Below are 22,271 nucleotides of genomic sequence, written 5' to 3'. Positions count from 1 at the left end.
ACAACAGAGGAGAGTTCTCATGTCAAAAGAGTTTGATTTATCTAAGTTTGAAAAAAGTATGGTCATTAGACAAATGAAGCATGAAGATATTGAACATATTCTGGAGATTTCTCGTTTGTGCTTTCCTGGGATGGAGCCTTGGAAGGTAGAGCATCTACAGAGTCATCTGTCTATTTTCCCGGAAGGACAGCTGGTTGCTGAACTGGATGGAAAAATAATTGGATCCTGTTCCAGTTTGATAATTAATTTCGACGAATACGATGATCGACATTCCTGGTCGGATGTTACCGACTCAGGTTACATAACAAATCATAATCCTGATGGCTATAACTTATATGGCATTGAAGTAATGGTACACCCAGAATTCAGAAGAATGAAGGTTGGTCAGCGACTATATGAGGGACGTAAGGATATAGCAAGGCAATTTAATTTAAAATCGATTATTATTGGAGGTCGTATTCCTAATTATCATAAATATGCGAATGAGATGTCGCCAAGAGATTACGTAACAGCAGTTTCACGACATAAAATCTATGATCCAGTACTTACGTTTCAGCTAATGAACGGATTTACATTAATGCGTATAAATCCTAATTACTTACCAGATGACGTGGCTTCTGCTAAATATGCGACATTGATGGAATGGAATAACATTGATTATATTCCATTATCCAAGCGTCATTTTAAAACTAGCTATCCGGTCCGTATTTGTGCGGTGCAGTATATGATGAGAAAAATTAATTCCTTTGATGAGTTTGCAAACCAAGTGGAATATTTCGTGGATGTGGCTTCGGATGCGCAATCTGACTTTGTGGTTTTTCCGGAAATCTTCACAACCCAGCTGATGTCTTTCCTCGATGAACCTTCACCAAGTCAGGCAGTTCGTAGACTGACAGAGTTTACTCCGCAATACATGGAGTTATTTTCGGATTTGGCAGTTCGCTATAATATTAATATTGTAGCTGGTTCTCATTTTGTGAAGGAGGAAAACGAGGAAATTTATAATATTGCCTATCTTTTCCATAGAGATGGTAAAATAGATAAACAATATAAAATTCATATTACTCCAAATGAGCGAAGATGGTGGGGAATCAGCGCTGGTGATACAGTGAATGTATTCGATACAGATTGCGGAAAAGTAGCAATACAGATTTGCTACGACATGGAATTTCCGGAGCTTGCTCGAATCGCTACAGACAAGGGAGCGAATATTATCTTTTCTCCTTTCTGTACAGAGGACCGACAAAGCTACTTACGTGTAAGATATTGTGCCCAGGCAAGAGCGGTAGAAAATCAAATATATACAGTAATATCCGGGACAATTGGAAATCTTCCGCAAACGGAAAATATGGATATTCAATATGCACAGTCAGCTATTTTTGCTCCATCTGACTTTGAATTTGCACGAGACGGGATAGTAGGAGAAACAGAGCCAAACGTCGAAATGGTTTTAATTGGAGATGTGGACCTGGAGATACTTAGACGACAAAGACAGGACGGTACGGTGAAGCAGCTAAAAGATCGCCGTCATGATATCTATAGTATCGATTATAAAAAAGAGTAAATGGGGAATTGGTGTATGGGATATAAGCAATTATTTGAAGAATGGGATAGCGCGCAGCATTTAGAGCCAGTATGGAAGAAGGATTTAGCGCTACTTGCGAACGACGAGGCAAGAATGGAGGATGCCTTCTACCGTGACTTAGAATTTGGGACTGGAGGCATGAGGGGGGAAATTGGTGCTGGAACGAATCGTATAAACACTTATACGATTCGTAAGGCATCCCAGGGTCTAGCCAATTACATACATGAGCAAGGAAAAAGAGCAATGGAACAGGGAGTTGTGATTGCCTATGATAGCAGAAGATTTTCTCCCGAGTTTGCGAGAGAGGCTGCAGAAACATTGGCAGCGAACGGAGTGAAGGCTTATCTTTACCAGGAGCCTAGGACAACTCCTCAGCTATCCTTCTCTGTTCGCTATCTACAGGCTTTCATGGGAATTGTTATAACCGCAAGCCACAATCCTCCAGAATATAATGGATTTAAGGTATATGGCAGTGATGGAGCACAGTTGAATTTAGAGGATGCAGATATGGTAATCCGCTATGTAAACAAAGTGGGAGACCCTATTTCGCTTGTCAATGAAATAAGTAATGACGGTCTAATGGAATACCTTGGGGAAGAGATGGACCATGCTTACCAAGAAGCATTGAAAACGGTACAGGCAAATGAGGGCATAGGAAACTCATCTAATCTAGTGGTAGTCTTTACTCCATTACACGGTGCTTCCGGTTCATCTGTAAAACGCTTATTAAAAGACACGGGGTACAAGCATATTCATTTTGTGGAAGAGCAGATGGAACCGGATGGAGAGTTTCCAACAGTTGTTTTGCCAAATCCGGAAGAAAAAAGTGCCTTTGAATATGCCATCAAATATGGTGTGCAGCATGATGCAGACTTATTGATAGCCGTCGATCCAGACGGGGACCGTGTGGGTGCAGCTATACGTACACAGGATGACTATCGTCTACTGACTGGCAATCAAACCGGTGCTATTTTAATAGAGTATCTCTTGACGAATTTGAAAGAAAAAGGTGCAATGCCTGCAAATGGACGAGTATTCAAAACAATTGTTACCTCTGATTTAGGCCGCGTAATTGCAGAGTATCATGGGGCAAGTACAGAGGATGTGCTTACAGGCTTCAAATTTATTGGAGAAAAAATCAAACAGTATGAAGCAACAAAGGAGTTTGCATTTCTATTTGGATATGAAGAAAGCTACGGCTATCTGATAAAGGACTTCGCAAGAGATAAGGATGCTGTACAAAGCGTGCTGGCTCTTGTAGAGGCGGCTGCCTACTATAAAAAACAAGGTCTATCCTTGGTAGACGTGCTGCAAGGTCTCTATGAAAGACATGGCTACTATCTAGAAGACCTTGTTTCTGTTACGAAAAAGGGAGTTGCCGGTGCAAAGGCTATTCAGCATCTGCTCGAACAGATTCGTGTGGAGCCTCTAACAGAAATTGCAGGAATCAGAGTATTATCCCAAGAGGATTACTTGACTTCTACCAGAACATTTGTAGATGGAAGAGACCCAGAGGAAATCTTCTTGCCTAAATCCAACGTAATCAAATATTTCTTGGCAGATGGCTCATGGGTTTGTGTAAGACCAAGCGGCACGGAGCCAAAGATTAAGTATTATTTCGCTGTCATCGGACAGTCTGAAGAAGAAAGCATTGCTAAGCTAGAGGCCCTAAAAAGTGATTTTAGTATAAAAATGGATAAATACCTTGCATAGCTATTGGTTCGTGGATCAAGAAGGAGCAATTCTTCTTGATCTTTTTTTATGTGAGGATGAAAGGTCTGGCTTATTCATTATATGGGTGCACTTGGATAGACGGGGATTGGCCAGCCGTGACTAGCGGGTAGCAGGTCAATAGGGATAGCGAGCCATTACTCTCGTTTGTTAGTAATTTATTCTCAGTCAGGTGATGGTTACTCTCACCCGGGGATGATTTACTCTCGGATAGCCACAGTTTACTCTCATTCAGAAGGTTTACTCTCGTTCGGCGGCAATTTATTCTCGGTTGGCCAAGATTTACTCTCGGTTGGAATGGTAGAAGGGCATGGCCTTTGTCCGCCTTGACCTGTTGGGCTTTACTCTCGGATAGCAACAATTTATTCTCAGTCAGGTGATGGTTACTCTCGTTCGGACAAGATATACTCTCGCTTAGCGGAAGTTTACTCTCATTCAGAAGGGTTACTCTCGTTCGGCGGTAATTTATTCTCGGTTAGCCAAGATTTACTCTCGCTTAGAATGGTAGCATGGCCTTTGTCCGTTTACTCTTATACAGCCACGCGTTCCTCTCGTACATCACCCCCCCTCATCAGAATCAGCCAAAAGTATGACTCGCTTGTAGTATTTCTGCTATCTCAGACATGCTAAAATAAGGATATGGAAAGTAGCTGGAGGAACCTATATGCAATCAAATGAGATTTCAAATATAAAACTATTAAAAGAGATAGCCGAGTTTTTAAATGAAGAGACGGAAATGGAGCAGATGCTTCAAGGGGCTCTTCGAAAGTTATTAGAAGGTACTATTTTTGAGACAGGCTGGATTTTTTTTATTGATGAAAAAGGAAAGCAGCACTTAATTGCCCATGAAAGTCTACCTAAGGCTTTGGCAGAGAATGATTGCAGGCATTTACAAAAGGGTGGCTGCTGGTGCGTATCTCGCTTCCAGAATGGAGAGTTGAACAAAGCCTCCAATATTATAGAATGTCAGCGTATTGAAGGTGCTAGAAAAATGAACGCCTCTCATAAGGAGGGCATTACCCATCATGCGACCGTGCCTTTACAGTCAGGACAGGAGCGTTTTGGACTTTTGAATGTTGCTACCCCGAACACAACTCGTTTTTCAGAAGGCGAGCTGGCACTTTTAGAATCGGTTGCCTTTCAAATTGGGTCTGCCATTAAGAGAATTTATTTAACCAAACGAGAGCAACAGGTCCTATTAGTGCAAGAAAGAAATAGGCTTGCAAAAGACTTGCATGATTCGGTCAATCAGCTTTTATTCTCTGTAACCCTTACTGCTAGGGGCGGAGTGGAAATGACTGAGAAACAGGAAGTGAAAGAAACCTTTCAAGAAATCCAGCACTTAACACAAGAGGCTTTAACGGAGATGCGAGCGCTCATTTGGCAGCTACGTCCTAGAGGCTTGGAGTCTGGGATTATCGAAGGCTTGAAGGGCTATGGAGAGATGTTAGGCTTAAAGCTTCACATACAGGTGAAAGGGGTTATCAATCTTCCAGCTATTATTGAGGAAACAATTTTCCGGATTGCGCAGGAGGCCTTAAATAATATTCGTAAGCATGCAGGTGTCCTAGAAGCGAAGGTGTATTTAACTGTTACCTCTACGGATGTACTACTCGTAATAAAAGATGAAGGCTGCGGCTTTCATTTTCATGATGTTGAAATTCTACCCTCCATTGGTCTGCAGAGCATGAGAGACAGGGCTACTGCTGTCGGTGGAACGGTAGATTGGGTGACAGGTGATAATAAAGGAACAGAAATACTGGTACGTTTACCTTATTAGGGGGGCATAAAAATGATTCGCATTCTGATTGTAGATGATCATCATGTTGTTAGACGTGGGTTAATGTTTTTTCTGAAGACACAAAAGGACATGGATATTGTAGGAGAAGCAGTTAACGGGAAAGAAGCCATCGACATGACAGAAAAGCTGAAGCCAGATGTTATTTTAATGGATTTAATCATGCCAGAGATGGATGGTATTCAAGCGACAAAGAGAATTAAAAGTAAATATCCAGGAATTCATATACTTATGCTTACCAGCTTTTCAGATAGGGATCATGTTATTCCTGCTTTGAAGGCAGGAGCAGCAGGCTATCAGCTGAAGGATATCGAGCCTGATGAACTAGCGGAAGCTATCCGTAAGCTAATGCGTGGAGAAAATACGCTGCATCCAGAAGCAACTACACAAATAGAGCTGGGTCCGGGTGAAATGCTTCCACATGATAAATCTCCTTTGACTCCAAGGGAACAAGATGTCCTTGCAGAATTGACGAAGGGAAAAAGCAATAAGGAGATTGCTTCTTCTTTATTTGTAACAGAAAAAACCGTTAAGACCCATATTTCGAATATCTTTACTAAGCTAGAGGTACAAGATCGCACCCAAGCGGCATTATATGCAGTAAAGCATGGCTTGACAGAGCCGAGTGGACTGTAAAGAAGATTGAGTATCGAGTAGACAGGAAAAGAAAAAAAGCTCTGACAAAACTATTCCCTACTAAAAACATTATTTTTGGTAGGGAAAACTGAGAAGATCACATGGTGTGACAAATTTTCCTGACCTACATCCTGTTGCTAGCGGAAAGCGTCCGAGACAGCGGAGAACCAAAGCACTTATGATTATGAATAATCATGAGTACTTTTCACTTGTTTTGTCCCACATTCTTTTGGTTTTTATTCTAAATCACTCGTATACTTTTCAGGTAATAGCTCTAGAATATTACACTTCACTAATTCACCCTGATACGGTATGATGACCTGTGTTTCTGCACCATAATCGCTAATTAACTCCCGACACATGCCACAAGGAGCAACCACCCAGCATTTATCGATATTCTCATGTGGATGAGGGTGTGCAACTGCTACGATAGTTTCAAATTCATGTTCCCCTTCAGAAATTGACTTGCCAATCGCCATTGCTTCTCCACAAACAGTGATTCTTCCTACATTTGCTTCCACATGAACTGCTGAAAAAATTTGGCCAGATGTCGTCCTAACTGCTGCTCCAATATGATGGCGCTCAAACCTATAATTCTTTTCTATTACCCTTTCAGCCTCCGTAATCAATTCATAGTCTCTTTCCTCTAAAGGTCTAACTTTCAGCATTGCTAATCTCTCCTCTAATATAGAAAACCATTACCACACAATACATAATATGGTATAGGGTCAGTTTATCATAGGAAATATACAAAAACCCCATAAATATTAGGTGACCCTAACATTTATGGGGCAGAAAAATGTGCTATTCTTCTGTTTGGTCCGTTTCTTCTTTTTCCTCAACGGTAGGGATCTTGGTGATTTCTAGGTATTGAATATGATGTCCATCGATCTCTTTGACAACAAATTCATATCCTTGCTCTTCTAGCTTTTCACCGTTTACTACATCAAAGCTTCTTGTCATAAACCATCCGCCGATGGTATCGATATCCTCTTCGTCGATGTGGATGCCAAGTAAATCGTTCACATTTTCAATTAGCATCTTCGCATCAATGATATAATGGTTTTCTTCTATTTTTTGAACCTCAGGCAGTTCATCTGTATCAAATTCATCTCGGATATCACCAACAATTTCTTCGATAATATCTTCAATTGTGACTAATCCAGATGTACCGCCGTATTCGTCCATCAAAATGGCCATATGAATACGTTCACGTTGGATTTTAAGTAATAAATCAGCAATCGGCATGTTTTCAATTACTCGAATGATTGGTTGCATGTAGTCACTGACGGGAGTAGATGCATTTGCAGGGTCTCTAATGAAGGCTGTAAGTAAGTTCTTCATATTAACAAGACCGATAATATGATCCTTGTCTCCATCAGTTACAGGGTACCTTGTGTATTGCTCTACGCCTACTACTTCAAAAACTTCACTAAGTGTTAAGTCCTTATCAATAGAAGTAATTTCAGTTCTTGGGACCATTATTTCTTTGGCTATCCTATCATCAAATTCGAAAATTTTATTCACATACTTGTACTCTGCTTGATTGATTTCTCCACCTTTTAAACTATCGGAAAGAATCATTCGTAATTCTTCCTCTGAATGGGCTACATCGGATTCTGAAACAGCTTCTAATCCAAACACTTTGGTAGCTAAGAACCTTGCAGATCCATTCATTCCATGGATCACTGGATACATTATCTTATCAAAGATGACTAGAGGCTTGGCAACAGCCAAAGTAATTTGTTCAGATCGTTGTATAGCAAATGTTTTAGGGGTTAATTCTCCAACTACTACATGGATATACGTTACAATGGAGAACGCAATAATAAAGGATAGGAATGAAGCTACAGTTTCAGGAAGCTCAAAATATTCGAATGCTGGATGTAGTATTGCTTCTACAGTAGGCTCTCCTAACCACCCTAATCCTAAAGCAGTTATAGTAATACCTAACTGGCAGGCTGACAGGTACTCATCTAAGTTAGAAACAACTCTTTTGGCAGTTATTGCTCTCCTGTTACCTTCCGCTACAAGCTGATCTATTCTTGTAGTCCTTACTTTCACTATTGCGAACTCACTTGCAACGAAAAATGCAGTGAGTGCGATTAAGACAGCAAAAGCTGTCAACCGTATGGCTATGTCCAACTAATTACTTTGTCCCTAACCCAAATGAGGGGTAGAACAAAGTGTACACCTCCTGTTTTCTAAAAAATAGTTTCTGTTTTTAATAATAAATTATCTAAATAAAAAATACAAATCATTCTTCGAGGATGTATTAGGTACTCATTTTTAGGACAAGTGGAAAGCTACGGTAAAAAATTTTCCTTTTTGTAGCATTATGAAGGATTAAAGGAATTTATTATTTAATGCGTCAATGCTATACGTTATTAACTCTGCTGTTTCCAGAAACGTTTCACCGAAAAAATTCAAGGTTTAAAAAATTCAAAAAGTATTGACATTTATTTTTTGTGTATGATAAAGTTGAATGACACTAAACAAATGGAAAGGGAGGTATGTAAAATGATTCGTGTATCGAAAGTTTCAGTAAACAGAATAAATTTTTCATATCCTCCCTATAGCGTACAATCACTTTAAAAAGACTTTTTATATTTGTGTCTATTTTTAAGTGCTTACCGTGATAGGTATGCGCTTTTTTTGTGTTTTCTTTTCCATTTGTCAGTGATAAAAGAAAGGGGAGTTGGATAATGATTGTTCAACGTACAAAACAGCTATTAATAAAGGAATCGCTTGAAGGTGGATAGCCATCTTCTATACATGGTTAGAAAAGAAATGAGGGAATTTATATGTTTTCGGTTTTATTTAAGTTGAAATGGTTTTTTAGAGAGCATTGGATACGCTATACAGTAGCGATTATGTTTCTTATTGTGGCGAGTGCAATCGAAATTATACCTCCTTGGCTCGTTGGGGGAGCAATAGATGTCATCACTTCTGGAAGCATGACTGGTGAACAATTGACACAATATGTACTCTATTTTATCGGGCTTATTTTGATTGGCTATGTATTGAATTTTATTTGGCAATACCAGCTTTTCGGAGGCTCCATTGAGATTGAAAAGATTTTACGAACAAGGCTAAACCGTAAATTTCTTAGTATGACACCAACCTTTTATGAAAAAAATCGTACAGGAGATTTAATGGCACGTGCAACGAATGACTTAAACGCTGTATCTACTACAGCTGGATTCGGAATCATGACGCTAATTGACTCTACGATGTATATGGCAGCGCTCATCTTAGCAATGGGATTTCTTATTTCATGGAAACTTACCTTTTTTGCGCTATTACCAATACCTGTTCTTGCTATCATCATGCAGTATTTAGGGAAGATTATTCATGAAAAGTATATGGTTGCACAAGATGCATTCGGTGATTTAAATGACAGGGTGCTGGAGTCAGTGGCTGGCGTACGGGTCATTAGAGCATATGTCCAGGAAAGAGCGGATGAAAAGAAGTTTTCTGATATGAGTGAAGAGGTCTATCAGAAGAACATGGTAGTAGAACGGATTGATGCACTTTTTGGACCAATTACCAAAGTCGGCACCGGAATCAGCTATGTAGTGGCATTAGGATATGGTGCTTATCTAGTTTCTAAAGGTGAGATGACTGTAGGAAACTTAATCACATTTAATGTTTACTTAGGAATGGCTATCTGGCCGATGTTTGCGATAGGGGAGCTAATCAATGTCATGCAAAGAGGAAATGCTTCTCTTGACCGTGTACAAGAAACACTCCATTACGAAGCAGATGTAAAGGATCCAGGAAGACCGGTAGTTTTGGAAGAGGTTCAGGGTATTGGCTTTGAACAAGTAGGATTCCAGTATCCGCTGTCTCAAGTGAAGAATCTTGAAAATATACGTGTTCAATTAGAAAAAGGGCAGACGCTTGGAATTGTTGGGAAAACAGGAGCAGGAAAAACAACCTTTATGAAGCAGCTATTGAAAGAGTATCCGATGGGTACTGGGAAGCTGACTATTGGAGGAACAGAAATAACAGAACAAAGCAAGGAACAGGTTTTAGAGTGGATAGGATATGTCCCACAGGATCATGTTTTATTTTCTAGAACAATTCGACAAAATATCCTTTTTGGTAAAGATCATGCTACGGAAGAAGATCTCCAAGAGGCTATACGACTTGCTCATTTTGAAAAGGATTTAGAAAATTTGCCGATGGGCTTGGAAACGCTTGTTGGTGAAAAGGGAGTTTCTTTATCAGGTGGTCAAAAGCAGCGTGTTTCTATTGCTAGGGCTTTAATAAAGGATCCAGAAATATTGATGCTCGATGATTCCTTGTCAGCTGTTGATGCAAAGACAGAGGCAAAAATTATAGAAAATATTCAAAATGAACGACAAGGAAAAACAACTATTATCACGACGCATCGTTTATCTGCTATACAGCATGCAGACCACATCATTGTACTAGATGAAGGGGTAATTATAGAAGAAGGTACCCACGAAGAGTTATTGCAGAAGCAAGGCTGGTACAAGGAACAATACAATCGTCAACAGCTTGAGGGGGTGTCGTAATGAGTACAGGAAAAAGACTTACCCATTACGCATTAATTTATAAAAAGCCAATATTGCTTGGACTACTATTTTTAACGATTGCAGTAATTGCAGATTTAACTGGACCTTTTATTGCTATGTATATTATTGATAACTATATTACAGATGGAGCAATTCAAATTCGTCCAATCATTATACTGCTCAGTGTATTTTTTGGCCTATCTATTGTCACAGCGGTGTTTCGATATTTCATGTTCATTAACCTGCAAGTTGGTGCCAATCGTGTGGTCCAGAGATTGCGAAATGATGTATTCGAGCATATCCAACGGTTATCTATTCAATATTTTGATAATCTCCCAGCGGGAAAGGTAGTGGCAAGGGTTACAAACGATACAGAAGCTATTCGAAATCTGTATGTTCAGGTTCTGTCTCAATTTGCAACCAGCATCATTTCCATCATTGGAGTATATACCGCTTTATTCATCTTAGATGTTAGAATGGCTGCTTTGGCGTTATTCGTTCTACCAATCGTCTATATCTGGATGATTGGTTACCGAAAGTATGCATCTAAGTATAACCATATCGTCCGTACGAAAATTGCGGATATGAATGCAATGTTAAATGAATCAATTCAAGGTATGTCTATCATTCAAGCATTCAAACGTGAAAAGCAGATGGACCGTGAATTCGAAGAAATGAATCATGAGCATTATACGTATCAAAGAAAGCTATTAACCTTAGACTCGGCAACCTCCTTTAATCTAGTGCAAGTATTGCGCTCCATGACCTTTGCTGTATTTATCTTCTTTTTTGGAAGCCAGTCCATGGAGCCAGGTACGATTATATCTGCCGGCTTACTTTATGCCTTTGTTGATTATATAACTCGGCTTTTCAATCCGATTAACGGGATCGTTAGCCAATTCTCTCAATTAGAGAGATCATTGGTAGCAGGTAAACGAGTTTTTGAGCTGTTGGATGAAGAAGGAGAAAACGTATCGGACCAAAGAATGCCACGATACGAAGGAAATGTAGCATTTCAAAATGTTTCCTTTGCATATAAAAAGGAAGAATATGTATTAAAAAACTTATCCTTTCAAGCCAATAAAGGCGAGACAATCGCACTTGTTGGTCACACTGGTTCAGGGAAAAGCTCTATTATGAATTTGCTATTTCGTTTTTATGATCCTACGAAAGGTAAGATATTAATTGATGGGATAGATATTACTAGTCTTCCGAGACAGACTATCCGAGAGCACATGGGGATTGTTTTACAGGATCCATATTTATTTTCTGGCACCATTGCCTCTAACGTCAGCCTAAATGACCCTCGAATTACGCGTGAGAAAGTAGAGGAATCATTAGCAGCTGTCGGAGGTGACAGGGTGCTGAAGAACTTGGAAAAGGGTCTGGATGAGCCTGTTATTGAAAAGGGAAGTACGCTATCATCTGGACAAAGGCAGCTGATATCTTTTGCAAGAGCATTAGCCTTTGATCCAGCAATTCTTATTTTAGATGAGGCTACTTCCAATATTGATACGGAAACAGAGGAAATCATTCAGCATGCAATGGATGTATTAAAGAAGGGAAGAACGACCTTTATCATCGCCCACCGATTATCTACGATTAAAAATGCAGATCGCATATTAGTGCTTGATCGCGGAGAAATTGTCGAGAGTGGATCGCACGAGGAGCTGTTAGAGCTTAAGGGTCGATATGAACAAATGTATAAGTTGCAAGCAGGAGTTACCCCACACGCTATATAAGCCTGTGGGGTTTTCCCTATTTAAGCACATCGTGTAAATAGTACTTCTCTTTTTGTAACGAAAATCGTATATTTAGATTATCGAAATATAGGGATGGTTGATGATGTTTAATTGGCTTACTGATTGGAAGAGAAAAATAATTGCTTTCCCACGAAATATACAGATGTTTATGCTTGCAAATATACTCATTCAAATTGGGATGGGTGTTTTTTCAGTTATGTACAATTTATATATTAAAGAGCTTGGTTTCCCAGAAACAATGAATGGAAACATCATTTCCATGACCTCTTTAGCATCCGCCATTATGCTGGTGCCGGCAGGATATCTTAGTGACCGGCTTGGTAGGAGAGAGATTATCATCATTGGCACCATCCTTACTGCTGGGACTTTATATATCAGAAGTCTAGTAGTGGGGGAGGGTTCTTTGGTTGGGGCTGCGTTTTTTACAGGACTTTTTATGGCCTTAGTGCAAGTATCTGGTGTCCCATTTTTAGCAGAGAATTCGAAGCCAAATGAACGGATGAATCTGTTCAGTATTCACTTTTCCATGATTACAATCGCCGGAGTGGTTGGTAGCTTGGGAGGTGGAGTGCTTGCGGATGCCTTTCAGCTAATCGGTGGTCTAGAGCCGGTATTGGCAATTAAACTGGTCCTAATTATTGGGGCAATGATATTCACAGCAGGATTATTTCCTTTAACTAAAATTAATCGAGCTCCTCTTGTGGAGGAGATAACAGATCCAGGTGGACAAAATTTAGAGAGAAACCCTGTTTCATTTAAAAGTAATATTAAGATTATAATTCTTTTCGGAATTGCTAACTTATTAATAGGAACTGGTTCCGGACTCGTTATTCCCTATCTTAACTTGTATTTTTCTAATCGATTTGATGCTACGAATGCCTATATAGGACTTATACTTTCTCTTGGATCTGCTATGACAGCTGTTGCCATGCTTTTAGGTCCTGCCCTAGTGAAGCGTATTGGAAAAGTAAGGGCGCTAGTAACCTTTCAGCTATTATCCATTCCTTTTCTCTTTATTACTGGTTACACAAACTCATTGCTTATTGCATCTATCGCCTTTTTACTTCGTCAGGCACTCATGAATGCAGGAAATCCTATCCAAAGTGCAATTGCGATGGATATCGTACACAATAAATACAAAGGACTTGCAAATTCCATTAATCAGATGGTTTTCAATATTGGTTGGGCAAGTACAGGCGGAATTTCTACAGGACTTGTAGTGGCGTTTGGATATTATTGGGGATACGCTTATACTTTTACAATAACTGGAATATTATACATCATAGCTTCGACCTATTTTTATTTCTTATTTGTTCGAAAAAAGATAGATTAGCATGGAAATTAGGGTAAAGTTCCTAGTAAATAAATAGATAATTTTTCCCTCCTTATATATACCTATTATAGCTACCAGCTTTGGAAGTACTACTTAAAGACAAATCAAACGGAAAAAATGATGGAAGTAATGAGTAAACTTATGGAAAAAAGAAAAAAACTACATGAAGAAACTAGGGGTGTACTGGATAAGGGAAAAGTTTAAAATGTCGTTAACCATTTTGTTTGTCGCTTCTTTATTTTTCACTGGGTTTCAATTTACGGAGTTATCGTATGGAGGTCGCCCACCAGAATCATGGATTGAGATTAAGAATATAGGAGACAGTGAAGTGGCATATGGAGGCCGTCCGCCAGAGCCGTGGATTGAAACAAAAAGCTATCAAGTGAAAACTATCATTTAAAGTGAGAAAGCACATTTGATTTTATTCAACCTATAAAATCAAATGTGCTTTTCATTTTTTCATGAGAAATTCAATTTTTCTTAATCATATACATGGAAAAGCATTAATTCATGGATCATCTTTTTAACAGCTTCCTCGTCTGGAGGTGTTTCACCAATCCAGTTAATGGTGCCATCAGGCTCATATTCAGCAGAATATCTAACATGCTTATAAAAAAAGGAGACAGACCAGCCCGGCAGTTGTCCATTATCATAGAGAGATTTAAAGCTAAAGTGTTGAAGCATTGTAAACAACCTTTCATGTGACAGAATTTGCAAGCATACACTAGGATAAATGACTAGTGAAGGAGCATCTATTTGTTTATCAAAAAATTGGAACAAGCAATACAGGATGAGTACGCATCTTATTACTTTTATCAGGAAATGTCTAAGATGACGGACGATCCTTTTTGGAAGGGATTCATTGAACATGCCTTAGAGGATGAAAAAAGTCATTATGAAATGTTCCAACAACTCCATTATATGTTAACTGGCAGCTATGTTCAAAATGTAAAAAAAGGACCTCCTTGTCCAGATTTAAAAGCTTATGCAAAGCAAGCCGTTAAGGATGAGCTGGATGCGTCCGAGCTTTATAAGGAAATGCTACTTCAAATACCGATTCAACAGGCCTATGCGCCTTTATTTTTGGCAATGCACGACGAGACAGAGCATGCCATACGATTTTCCATGATGTATAATGCGCTCTAAATTATTTTAGTGTTTTCATCACCTCTGCTATAATAAGCTATAAGCTAGAGGAAAAAGGTGAAATTATGCAATATATATGGACAATCACATTTATGGCTTTAGTAGGAGCAGCGATAGGAGCGGTGACCAACCACTTTGCAATCCAAATGCTATTCCGCCCTCACGAGGCAAAATATATAGGAAACTGGAGAGTTCCCTTCACACCAGGTTTAATTCCCAAAAGAAGAGATGAGCTTGCCACACAATTAGGGAAAACAGTCATCAATCATTTATTAACCCCAGAGATATTTCGAAAAAAATATTTTAATGATGAAATGAGAAATAAGGCCAATTCCTTTATTTCCAATCAATTAAAAGAAAAGATTTGGGAATCAGATAAAACGATTACTGATTGGTTAAAGGCTAGTAATATAGAGTCGGTTTCCTTGATGGTAAATGAAAAGCTAGACGAGCAGGTTGACAGTCAGTTTCATAAATTAAAGAGAAAATTAGAGAATGAAACTATTCGTCAAATAACTCCATTAAGCTGGCAGGAGAAGGCAGATCAAAAGATAGAAGATATTGTGGTGTATATCCTGCAAAAGGGCGAGGATTTTTTCCGCTCGGAAGAAGGGACAAGAACAGTAAAGAGACTAATTGATGATTTCCTTTCCACGAAAGGTACAATTGGTAACATGATTCAAATGTTTATGGGAGATTCCCATTCACTCGTTGGAAAGCTACAACCTGAGATTATCAAATTTATAAAGGCACCAGGAACAAAAGAAATGCTAGAACGCATTGTCCATGACGAGTGGGAAAAGCTGAAGGATCGCCCTATTTCAGAAATGGTGGATGGCTTTGACTTTGAACCTGTCGTACAAAATGTTAAGGTATACTTACGTGACCAGCTTGCGGTAGAGGAGAGAATGAATTACACAATTTCTCACTACTTCCCGTCTGCAAGTGTTTGGTCTGAAACGAAATTTGTTCCTACCTTGACTGATCTTGCTTTTAAAGAAGCGGAGAGCAAGCTCGAAGAAGTTCTACGACGAATGAAGATTGAGGACATGGTAAAAGAACAAGTGGATTCCTTCCCTGTTGCGAGATTAGAAGAAATCGTGTTAGGAATTTCTAAACGTGAATTTAAAATGATCACGGTATTAGGTGGAGTGCTTGGGGGATTAATAGGGATCATCCAAGGAATAATCGTTATTTTAACGACTTAAAAATAAAGTTATGTTGATTTAGCATGGCTGCAAAAGGAGATAACGTTCATGATTAATATTTACGACGACATTAACAAATTAGAAAGTAGCCTACGACAAACTACGGAGTTTGCAAATGTAAAGGCAGCTGTTGCAGCTGTTAAGGAAGACCCAGATGCTCTAGCATTATTCCAAAGCTTCCGTAAAATCCAATTGTCCTTGCAAGAAAAACAAATGCAAGGCGAAGAAATTAGCGGAGAAGAGCTTGAATATGCTCAAAAGACTGCCCAGCTAGCACAAGGAAACGAAAAAATCTTTGGGATGCTTCAAGCTGAAATGGCGCTAAGCCAATTAATTGAAGAGGTTAACCGAGTGTTAATCAAACCAGTTCAAGAGCTATACGAAGGAATCTAAAGAGTTATTCCCTGGCTGCCAGATGAAATATCTGGCAGCTTTTTTGTGCTTAAAATAGAAGTGAGGTTTTGGCGAGGAGAATACTGTGGGACGGCGCTCTATCGTTCGATAGAAGGAAGTTATCGTGCGGTAAATTAGGGCTAATGCTCGGTAGTGAGCATCTACTGCTCGGAAAGAGGACGCTACTGCGCGGAACGGCGGGTGTACTGCTCGAAAAGTGACCTTTATTGCTCGGTCATGTTGCGATCGCTCGCCAAACCCATCCATCAATCTATCACTAAGTTTCTCTGAGAGAAATTCTATTTTTAAGAGGATTACAATGACTTTTGGCGAATAGTAAAATGAATGACTATTCATATTTTATTCTGAGAGTGGACTGGTCATTTAGATTGACTAAAGGGGAGAACAAGATGTATCAAAGTTTACTAGTGGAAAAAGAGGGACGTATTGCAACCCTCACATTAAATAGACCTGAAGCGATGAATGCCATGAACGAAGTGATGATGAAGGAACTGGCTGATTGTCTGGAAACATTCAAGAATGAACAGGGTATCCAGGTCTTAATTATCAAAGGGGAAGGTAGAGCTTTTTCTGCAGGGGGAGATATTAAGGCAATGCTTGATCCAGGAAATCCATTGGATATGAAGCTTGCCATGACTTATTTAACTCGAATTGCAAAATCTTTGTATACCCTTCCACAAATCACTATTGCTTCAGTACATGGAGCAGCTGCAGGATTAGGGTTTAGTATGGTTTTAGGCTGCGATATCATCATTGCAGAGGAAACGAGTAAGCTAGCGATGAACTTTATTGGAATAGGACTAGTACCAGATGGTGGTGGTCACTTTTTCTTGAAGGAGAGAGTAGGTATCCCGAAGGCAAAGCAGCTCATGTGGAGTGGTCAGAAGTTTACGGGGAAAGAAGCACAAAAAATGGGCTTAGTCGATGAAGTTGCGTCCGAGGGGCTAGGCTATGCAACAGCACAGTCTTATGCTTATAAGCTAATCGACTCACCAGTTGCTGCAATGCTTGCCTCCAAGGAGATTTTACATACGACGAAGCTAAAAGAATTAGACTTGGTATTGGAGCAAGAAGCAAAAATGCAAACAGCCATGAGACAGACAGAGGACCATTTAGAAGGAATTAAAGCATTTGTGGAAAAGCGAATGCCTGTATTTAAGGGTAAATAAAATGGATGAAAAATGGCTAGAGTGGACAAAGCAGCTCCAAGCGATAGCGCAGGCTGGTTTAACCTACTCAAAGGACGTCTATGATCTAGAAAGATTTGAAATGATACGTGAAATAAGTGTAGAGATGCTGGCATTGCAATCCTCTATGGATAAACAGATCGTTCGAGAGCTTTTTGCTAATGAAACGGGATACGCCACCCCGAAAGTAGATATCAGAGTAGCAGTGCTACAGGAAAACAAACTATTATTTGTAAAGGAAAATGCCGATGGAGCTTGGGCACTACCAGGTGGCTGGGCAGATATTGGTTGTACACCAAGCGAGGTAGCGGTGAAAGAGGTAAAAGAGGAATCCGGCTTTGATGTCCAAGTTGTCAAATTGCTAGGCATAATGGATAAGAAATGTCATCCTCATCCCCCTTCCCCTTATCATGTGTACAAAATGTTCATTCACTGCGAGATAATTGGGGGACAGGCCCTCTCCGGTATAGAAACGGCAGAAGTTGCTTTCTTTGCAGAGGACGAGCTTCCCATTTTGTCAGAGGAACGAAACACGCTTTCTCAAATAGAGTGGGTCTTTAAGGAATTAAAGGAGCCTAGTGAGAAGGTTTATATGGATTAGCACATTAGAATGTTGGAGCTTGAGATATTTTTTCAAGCTCTTTTTTATTTTTTTTGGAAAAGTTTTTCATTTATACTGTAACAAAATAGGAAGTCGGACGTTTTAGGTAGGAAGGGAGGCAAGGAATTGAAGAAAAAGAGACAAGACGAGCTAGAAGAAATCTATCTAGCCTATGCCAAGCCTCTCTACTATTATCTTTGGAAGCTCTCTGGCTCAGAATCGTTAGCCGAAGAACTTACGCAGGAAACGTTTTATCGGGCGACCCTTTCCTTGGATGTCTATGAGGGGGGACAGGTGAAAAGCTGGTTATACAAGGTTGCGAGAAATACATATTTGGACGAATGGCGAAAAAGGAAAAGGTGGAAGTGGGTTCCCTTTTCTAATCACTTGGTAGAAGGAATGGTGAGTCCTTATGGAGTACCGGAGGACCAGCTTGATAAGCAGGAAGTTGCCGAAGACATTCAGGACGTTGCTACTCTGCTTCCAGAAAACTATCGAAGCATCCTTCATTTACGAGAATACGAGATGTTTTCTTATGAAGAAATAGCAGAAACGTTAGATTTATCGATAGATCAAGTAAAGATATCTATACATCGAGCAAGACGAAGATTCAAACAGTTAGCAGAAAGACATGGGAAAGATTTTAAATGAGGTGGAAATGATGGAAATGAATGAAGAAAAAGCACGGCAAATAGTACAAAAGCATAAAAAGAGATTTTCTTGGAAGCTATCACTGCAGGTTATAAGAGTGCTCCTAGGGATATTTTTAGTGTATGCAGTTTATATGATAGCGGTATCGATTATATATCATGAGACAAAAGTAAAAGATCAGACAGAACATTACTTGCAGCTGGCTATTGATTGGACAATGCCTGGTGTCACAACTAATCTTAGCTCTATGGCCGCTAATAATATATCTCCCCTGCTTACTCAAAAAATTGACATGCCTTTATTAAAGAGAATTGGTAAGGAGGAGCAGCACGTATCCACGATGCATGTAAGGAAACCTTTATTAAGCTCTTTGACTAGTATGGAAGAGGATCCTAATGTTACAGAGGAACAGCTGTCTTTTAATTTGCCGTATAATCCTGAGACTGGTGTAAAGTCGGATGTGATCTCAAGAGAGCAAGTGTGGGAAAGACTCGAGATGATTCATGAGGGAAATGTTGCTCAGCTAGCATTCTCTTTAAATGATTATTATACGCCTGAAGAAGTGGTAACTCTTTTGGAGCCTTATGATTTAGATATTCTTTGGATGTCACTATACATGGGGGAGGTTGGAAACGCTAATGAAGGACTCTCTGCTTCTGATACGATTGTATCGCTGAGAAAACCATGGGGACTTGCAGGTTCCCGAATTACCGATGACCAGTTTCAATCAGGCTCTATGGCTCCTTGGCTTTCTAAAGAAACCATAAAGGAAAGCGAACAAGCAATGGTAGACAATATGGAACGCATGTTAACAGATAGAAAAGGATTAGCAGAAACATTCCTACAGACTGATTTATTACAGGAAAGATACGAATATCTAAAGAATGAAGGCTTCCAAGTATACGGAGCTGTGGTGACAGGACCAGTCAAGGAGCTATTAAAGTTGAGAGAAGTGGAGGAAATCCACGAAGAACAGCTTGGAGATATAGATTATTGGAATTGGGTGGAATAAGATGTGTGAAGAGAGCAGCTTTGGTTGCTCTCTTTTTATACAACATAATGTCTTAATTTTACACTTGGATTCCACGTAGCTGTTGGCTAGCTGATTTTACGACTTATGGGTGTATTTTTACGACTTAGCCCTCTATTTTTACGACATTCTGGCTGGTTATTACGACATTCTTTTTATGGCCGATTATTATTACAACATTGTTGCCAAAAATTACAACATATTGAGTGGTTTTTACAACATAGTAAGTAGTTTTTACAACATTGTGGTTCATTTTTACAACATACCCACTGTGGGCATAAAAAAACCGCCCAAATCAGGCGGTCCCTACTCTCTTATACGTGGAATAATACTAGTTTGCCAGAACTGTTTACTAAGCGATGGGTTTTATTAGAAAAGCCCTTTTCTGCTATAACATCCTCGCCTTTTCTTTTTGCTTCCTCATCATTTTCGAAGTTCCAAGTTTCTTCGATGATTAACTCCCCTGTTGGTTCAAACGCTGTGAACTTGTATGCTTTCATTCTACAAACACCCCTTTAATGTTCTTAAATTCATTATACATAAAAAATTTAAAAAACAAAATGTAAAGTCTGCTTGACAATTATACTGAAAGTAAAGTAAACTTTACGTAAAGTTAGCTTTACAATTAAAGGAGGGGAAGTAGTGGAGAATTTCGTCCGAGAGAAGCGTACGGAAATGGGGATGACGCAGGATGAGCTTTCGGAGAAATTAAACGTGTCTAGACAAACGATTATCTCTTTGGAGAGAGGGAAGTATAATCCGTCGATTACATTGGCCTTCAAGCTGTCTAGATTGTTTGGTTGTACGATAGAAGACTTATTCGTTTACGAGGAGGATGAAGGGGATGCATGAGGGGTTTGATTGGTTATCATTTTTAATTGGGTTGCCATTAGCAATTGTGATTATTTCAATCGTGGCTATTATAAATCATAGGATTGGGAAGAAAAAGAGATGGTTTGATGAGCGTTATCAAGAAATACAAAGTAAAGCAAGATCATTTTCGTGGATTGTAACTACGGTGGCGATGCTGCTTGTATGGTTAGTTATCATCTTCATGGAGGGGCCGGGTCTTTCCTTCTTCTTGATGACGGGGCTATGGGTGATTCATATGGTGTCTTATCTGATTGGCTCAATTCTCGCACAAAGGGAAGAGATAGTTGTAAGCAACAATAATAAAATAGGATTAATTGTTTCCCTTATCGTATTAATAGGTACCCCACTTTTTTTCGTCGGAGTGTCCTACGTGACGGGAAATTGGAAATTCTTAATTTTTAGCTTACCACCTACCATGACAGCTGGAACATTTGGCTTACTTGTAAGCTTGAAGCAAATAAAAAAAGAGCAAGGGCATGCTTAAGACTGTAGACGGTTGTCTATAGTCTTTTTTCTATGATAAAATAAGAACAAATATTCTGTTTTAGAGAGGTGCTTGGAATGGAAGAAATACGATTTCTTCATGCAGCAGATTTACACCTAGATAGTCCGTTTAAGGGCATTTCTTCGATTCCAAAGGAAAGATGGATAGAAGTGAGAGAAAGCACCTTTCAGGCTTTTCAACGTTTGATCGACTATGCGGTAAAAAGTAAACCGGATTTTGTATTAATAGCGGGAGATATCTACGATGGGGAAAACCGCAGTCTACGTGCCCAGCATATTTTTCAACAAGGGATGGAGAAGCTCCATAAGGAAGATATTCCTGTCTTTCTATGTCATGGGAACCATGATCACTTGAGTGGCAGCTGGGTTCGTTTTCAATTGCCTGGAAATGTTCATATGTTTCCGGAGCAGGTTGAGACAAAAACAATAACTGTAAGAGGGCAGAAAGTACATGTATCTAGCTTTAGCTATAAAGAAAGGCATATGAAGGAACCGATGCATCTTCAGTATCCAACAGCACAGGGGGAAGATTTTCATATCGGAATGCTGCATGGCAGTGTGGAAGGCGATCAAGAGCATGATGTATATGCTCCTTTTCGAGTGAGTGACTTGCTAGAGAAACAATACCATTATTGGGCGTTAGGTCATATACATAAGCGTCAGCTCTTACATGCTGATCCGCCGATTGTTTATCCTGGCAATCTACAAAGCAGGCATCGAAAGGAAAAAGGGCTCAAGGGATTTTATGAGGTAACACTCTCCAAGCAAAAGGCTACCTTAGAATTTCTTCCTTCTTCTGCATTTCTATATGATGAAGTAGAGGTTTCATGCAAGGGTATTATCCATGCAAACGAGCTGTTGGAGAAAATTGATCAATCGCTCCAATCGTATGGAAAACAATATGGAAGCGCTATTGTAGAAATAAAACTAACAAATATAGATGAGGAGACATTTGAACTTATACAAGGATCGTCAAAAGAGGAATGGCTTCAAATTATACAAGAGGGAACAAATCTGGAGAACGGCTTTTTAATTATAACTGACTTGCATATCCAAAACTCGTTTGCTAACAACAAGGAAACGTCGATAATCTTATCCATTATGGAAGAGTGGGATGTGGAGGATTGGAAGCAAGTGCTGAAGGAATTATACCAGCATCCTAAGGGAAGTAGGTATTTACCAAAAGCAGATGATACATTCATAGAGGAAATAATAACAGAAGCAGAGGAAGCTTTATCCAAGACATTAGAAAGGAGAATATAAGAGT

The 22,271-nt window shown here is 39.4% G+C and carries 22 protein-coding genes; 18 read left to right on the top strand and 4 right to left on the bottom strand.

Annotated elements, in window-relative coordinates; genetic code table 11:
- The first annotated feature begins 19 nt into the window (after window positions 1-19).
- The 4 genes from AC1VU3_RS14380 (at window position 20) to AC1VU3_RS14365 (ending at window position 5,750) form a co-directional block, all read left to right on the top strand.
- Window positions 20-1,564 carry a GNAT family N-acetyltransferase gene (locus AC1VU3_RS14380; RefSeq protein ID WP_480388671.1) on the top strand — a complete coding sequence of 515 codons (1,545 nt, stop codon included), beginning with the start codon at window positions 20-22 and terminating at the stop codon, window positions 1,562-1,564.
- A 15-nt stretch (window positions 1,565-1,579) separates the two neighbouring features.
- Window positions 1,580-3,298 carry a phospho-sugar mutase gene (locus tag AC1VU3_RS14375; RefSeq protein WP_482983849.1) on the top strand — a complete coding sequence of 573 codons (1,719 nt, stop codon included), beginning with the start codon at window positions 1,580-1,582 and terminating at the stop codon, window positions 3,296-3,298.
- Window positions 3,299-3,980: 682 nt separating this feature from the next.
- On the top strand, window positions 3,981-5,096 hold the full coding sequence (locus AC1VU3_RS14370) for a GAF domain-containing sensor histidine kinase (protein ID WP_482983848.1): 1,116 nt from the start codon (window positions 3,981-3,983) through the stop codon (window positions 5,094-5,096).
- Window positions 5,097-5,108: 12 nt separating this feature from the next.
- Window positions 5,109-5,750 carry a response regulator gene (locus AC1VU3_RS14365; RefSeq protein ID WP_482983847.1) on the top strand — a complete coding sequence of 214 codons (642 nt, stop codon included), beginning with the start codon at window positions 5,109-5,111 and terminating at the stop codon, window positions 5,748-5,750.
- Window positions 5,751-5,986: 236 nt separating this feature from the next.
- Here the strand turns inward: AC1VU3_RS14365 and AC1VU3_RS14360 are convergent, their stop codons facing one another.
- Both AC1VU3_RS14360 and AC1VU3_RS14355 read right to left on the bottom strand, forming a co-directional pair.
- Window positions 5,987-6,418: a cytidine deaminase gene (locus tag AC1VU3_RS14360; protein WP_480388667.1), complete on the bottom strand. Its 432-nt coding sequence runs from the start codon at window positions 6,416-6,418 to the stop codon at window positions 5,987-5,989.
- 136 nt (window positions 6,419-6,554) lie between these two features.
- The gene (locus tag AC1VU3_RS14355; protein WP_482983846.1) at window positions 6,555-7,895 is read right to left on the bottom strand and encodes a hemolysin family protein; all 1,341 of its coding nucleotides are present in this window, start codon (window positions 7,893-7,895) and stop codon (window positions 6,555-6,557) included.
- Between the two features lie 659 nt (window positions 7,896-8,554).
- On the opposite strand from AC1VU3_RS14355, the gene AC1VU3_RS14350 reads away from it, so the two are divergent.
- The 4 genes from AC1VU3_RS14350 to AC1VU3_RS14335 all read left to right on the top strand — a co-directional run bounded on the left by AC1VU3_RS14350 (window position 8,555) and on the right by AC1VU3_RS14335 (window position 13,790).
- Entirely contained in the window at window positions 8,555-10,294 is a 1,740-nt protein-coding gene (locus AC1VU3_RS14350) for an ABC transporter ATP-binding protein (protein ID WP_482983845.1), read from the top strand.
- Window positions 10,294-12,036 carry an ABC transporter ATP-binding protein gene (locus AC1VU3_RS14345; protein WP_482983844.1) on the top strand — a complete coding sequence of 581 codons (1,743 nt, stop codon included), beginning with the start codon at window positions 10,294-10,296 and terminating at the stop codon, window positions 12,034-12,036. The genes AC1VU3_RS14350 and AC1VU3_RS14345 overlap by 1 nt, the downstream gene beginning before the upstream one ends.
- A 103-nt stretch (window positions 12,037-12,139) precedes the next feature.
- The gene (locus AC1VU3_RS14340; RefSeq protein ID WP_480388663.1) at window positions 12,140-13,390 is read left to right on the top strand and encodes an MFS transporter; all 1,251 of its coding nucleotides are present in this window, start codon (window positions 12,140-12,142) and stop codon (window positions 13,388-13,390) included.
- A 205-nt stretch (window positions 13,391-13,595) separates the two neighbouring features.
- On the top strand, window positions 13,596-13,790 hold the full coding sequence (locus tag AC1VU3_RS14335) for a hypothetical protein (RefSeq protein ID WP_482983843.1): 195 nt from the start codon (window positions 13,596-13,598) through the stop codon (window positions 13,788-13,790).
- 80 nt (window positions 13,791-13,870) lie between these two features.
- On the opposite strand, the gene AC1VU3_RS14330 is transcribed toward AC1VU3_RS14335, so the two are convergent.
- Window positions 13,871-14,074, bottom strand: a complete 204-nt coding sequence (locus tag AC1VU3_RS14330) for a YheE family protein (protein ID WP_480388661.1) — start codon at window positions 14,072-14,074, stop codon at window positions 13,871-13,873.
- 72 nt (window positions 14,075-14,146) lie between these two features.
- Between AC1VU3_RS14330 and AC1VU3_RS14325 the strand changes: the two genes are divergently transcribed.
- The 7 genes from AC1VU3_RS14325 to AC1VU3_RS14295 all read left to right on the top strand — a co-directional run bounded on the left by AC1VU3_RS14325 (window position 14,147) and on the right by AC1VU3_RS14295 (window position 19,609).
- On the top strand, window positions 14,147-14,536 hold the full coding sequence (locus tag AC1VU3_RS14325) for a ferritin-like domain-containing protein (protein WP_480388660.1): 390 nt from the start codon (window positions 14,147-14,149) through the stop codon (window positions 14,534-14,536).
- Window positions 14,537-14,601: 65 nt separating this feature from the next.
- Window positions 14,602-15,744, top strand: coding sequence for a DUF445 domain-containing protein (locus AC1VU3_RS14320; RefSeq protein WP_482983842.1), 1,143 nt, complete (start codon window positions 14,602-14,604; stop codon window positions 15,742-15,744).
- Window positions 15,745-15,792: 48 nt separating this feature from the next.
- Window positions 15,793-16,137, top strand: a complete 345-nt coding sequence (locus tag AC1VU3_RS14315) for a YlbF family regulator (protein WP_480388658.1) — start codon at window positions 15,793-15,795, stop codon at window positions 16,135-16,137.
- A 410-nt stretch (window positions 16,138-16,547) separates the two neighbouring features.
- The gene (locus AC1VU3_RS14310; protein WP_482983841.1) at window positions 16,548-17,327 is read left to right on the top strand and encodes an enoyl-CoA hydratase; all 780 of its coding nucleotides are present in this window, start codon (window positions 16,548-16,550) and stop codon (window positions 17,325-17,327) included.
- Between the two features lies 1 nt (window position 17,328).
- Window positions 17,329-17,946 carry an NUDIX hydrolase gene (locus AC1VU3_RS14305; protein ID WP_482983840.1) on the top strand — a complete coding sequence of 206 codons (618 nt, stop codon included), beginning with the start codon at window positions 17,329-17,331 and terminating at the stop codon, window positions 17,944-17,946.
- 126 nt (window positions 17,947-18,072) lie between these two features.
- The gene (locus AC1VU3_RS14300; RefSeq protein ID WP_482983839.1) at window positions 18,073-18,597 is read left to right on the top strand and encodes a sigma-70 family RNA polymerase sigma factor; all 525 of its coding nucleotides are present in this window, start codon (window positions 18,073-18,075) and stop codon (window positions 18,595-18,597) included.
- Entirely contained in the window at window positions 18,578-19,609 is a 1,032-nt protein-coding gene (locus tag AC1VU3_RS14295) for an anti-sigma factor (protein ID WP_482983838.1), read from the top strand. The genes AC1VU3_RS14300 and AC1VU3_RS14295 overlap by 20 nt, the downstream gene beginning before the upstream one ends.
- A 332-nt stretch (window positions 19,610-19,941) precedes the next feature.
- Here the strand turns inward: AC1VU3_RS14295 and AC1VU3_RS14290 are convergent, their stop codons facing one another.
- Window positions 19,942-20,127 (bottom strand): YhzD family protein, encoded by a 186-nt coding sequence (locus tag AC1VU3_RS14290; protein ID WP_480388653.1) that lies wholly within the window; start codon window positions 20,125-20,127, stop codon window positions 19,942-19,944.
- Between the two features lie 142 nt (window positions 20,128-20,269).
- Here AC1VU3_RS14290 and AC1VU3_RS14285 point away from each other — a divergent pair, with 142 nt between their 5' ends.
- From AC1VU3_RS14285 to AC1VU3_RS14275, 3 genes are all read left to right on the top strand, one after another.
- A complete protein-coding gene (locus AC1VU3_RS14285) occupies window positions 20,270-20,479 on the top strand; it encodes a helix-turn-helix transcriptional regulator (RefSeq protein ID WP_480388652.1) in 210 nt (69 codons plus the stop codon).
- Entirely contained in the window at window positions 20,472-20,984 is a 513-nt protein-coding gene (locus AC1VU3_RS14280; protein WP_482983837.1) for a DUF2178 domain-containing protein, read from the top strand. Before AC1VU3_RS14285 ends, AC1VU3_RS14280 begins: the two co-directional genes overlap by 8 nt.
- Window positions 20,985-21,061: 77 nt before the next feature.
- Window positions 21,062-22,267 (top strand): metallophosphoesterase family protein, encoded by a 1,206-nt coding sequence (locus tag AC1VU3_RS14275; RefSeq protein ID WP_482983836.1) that lies wholly within the window; start codon window positions 21,062-21,064, stop codon window positions 22,265-22,267.
- The last annotated feature ends 4 nt before the right edge of the window (window positions 22,268-22,271 follow it).

This window comes from Psychrobacillus sp. Z16_25, assembly GCF_056856695.1.
This window is presented reverse-complemented; position numbering and strand designations above follow the sequence as displayed.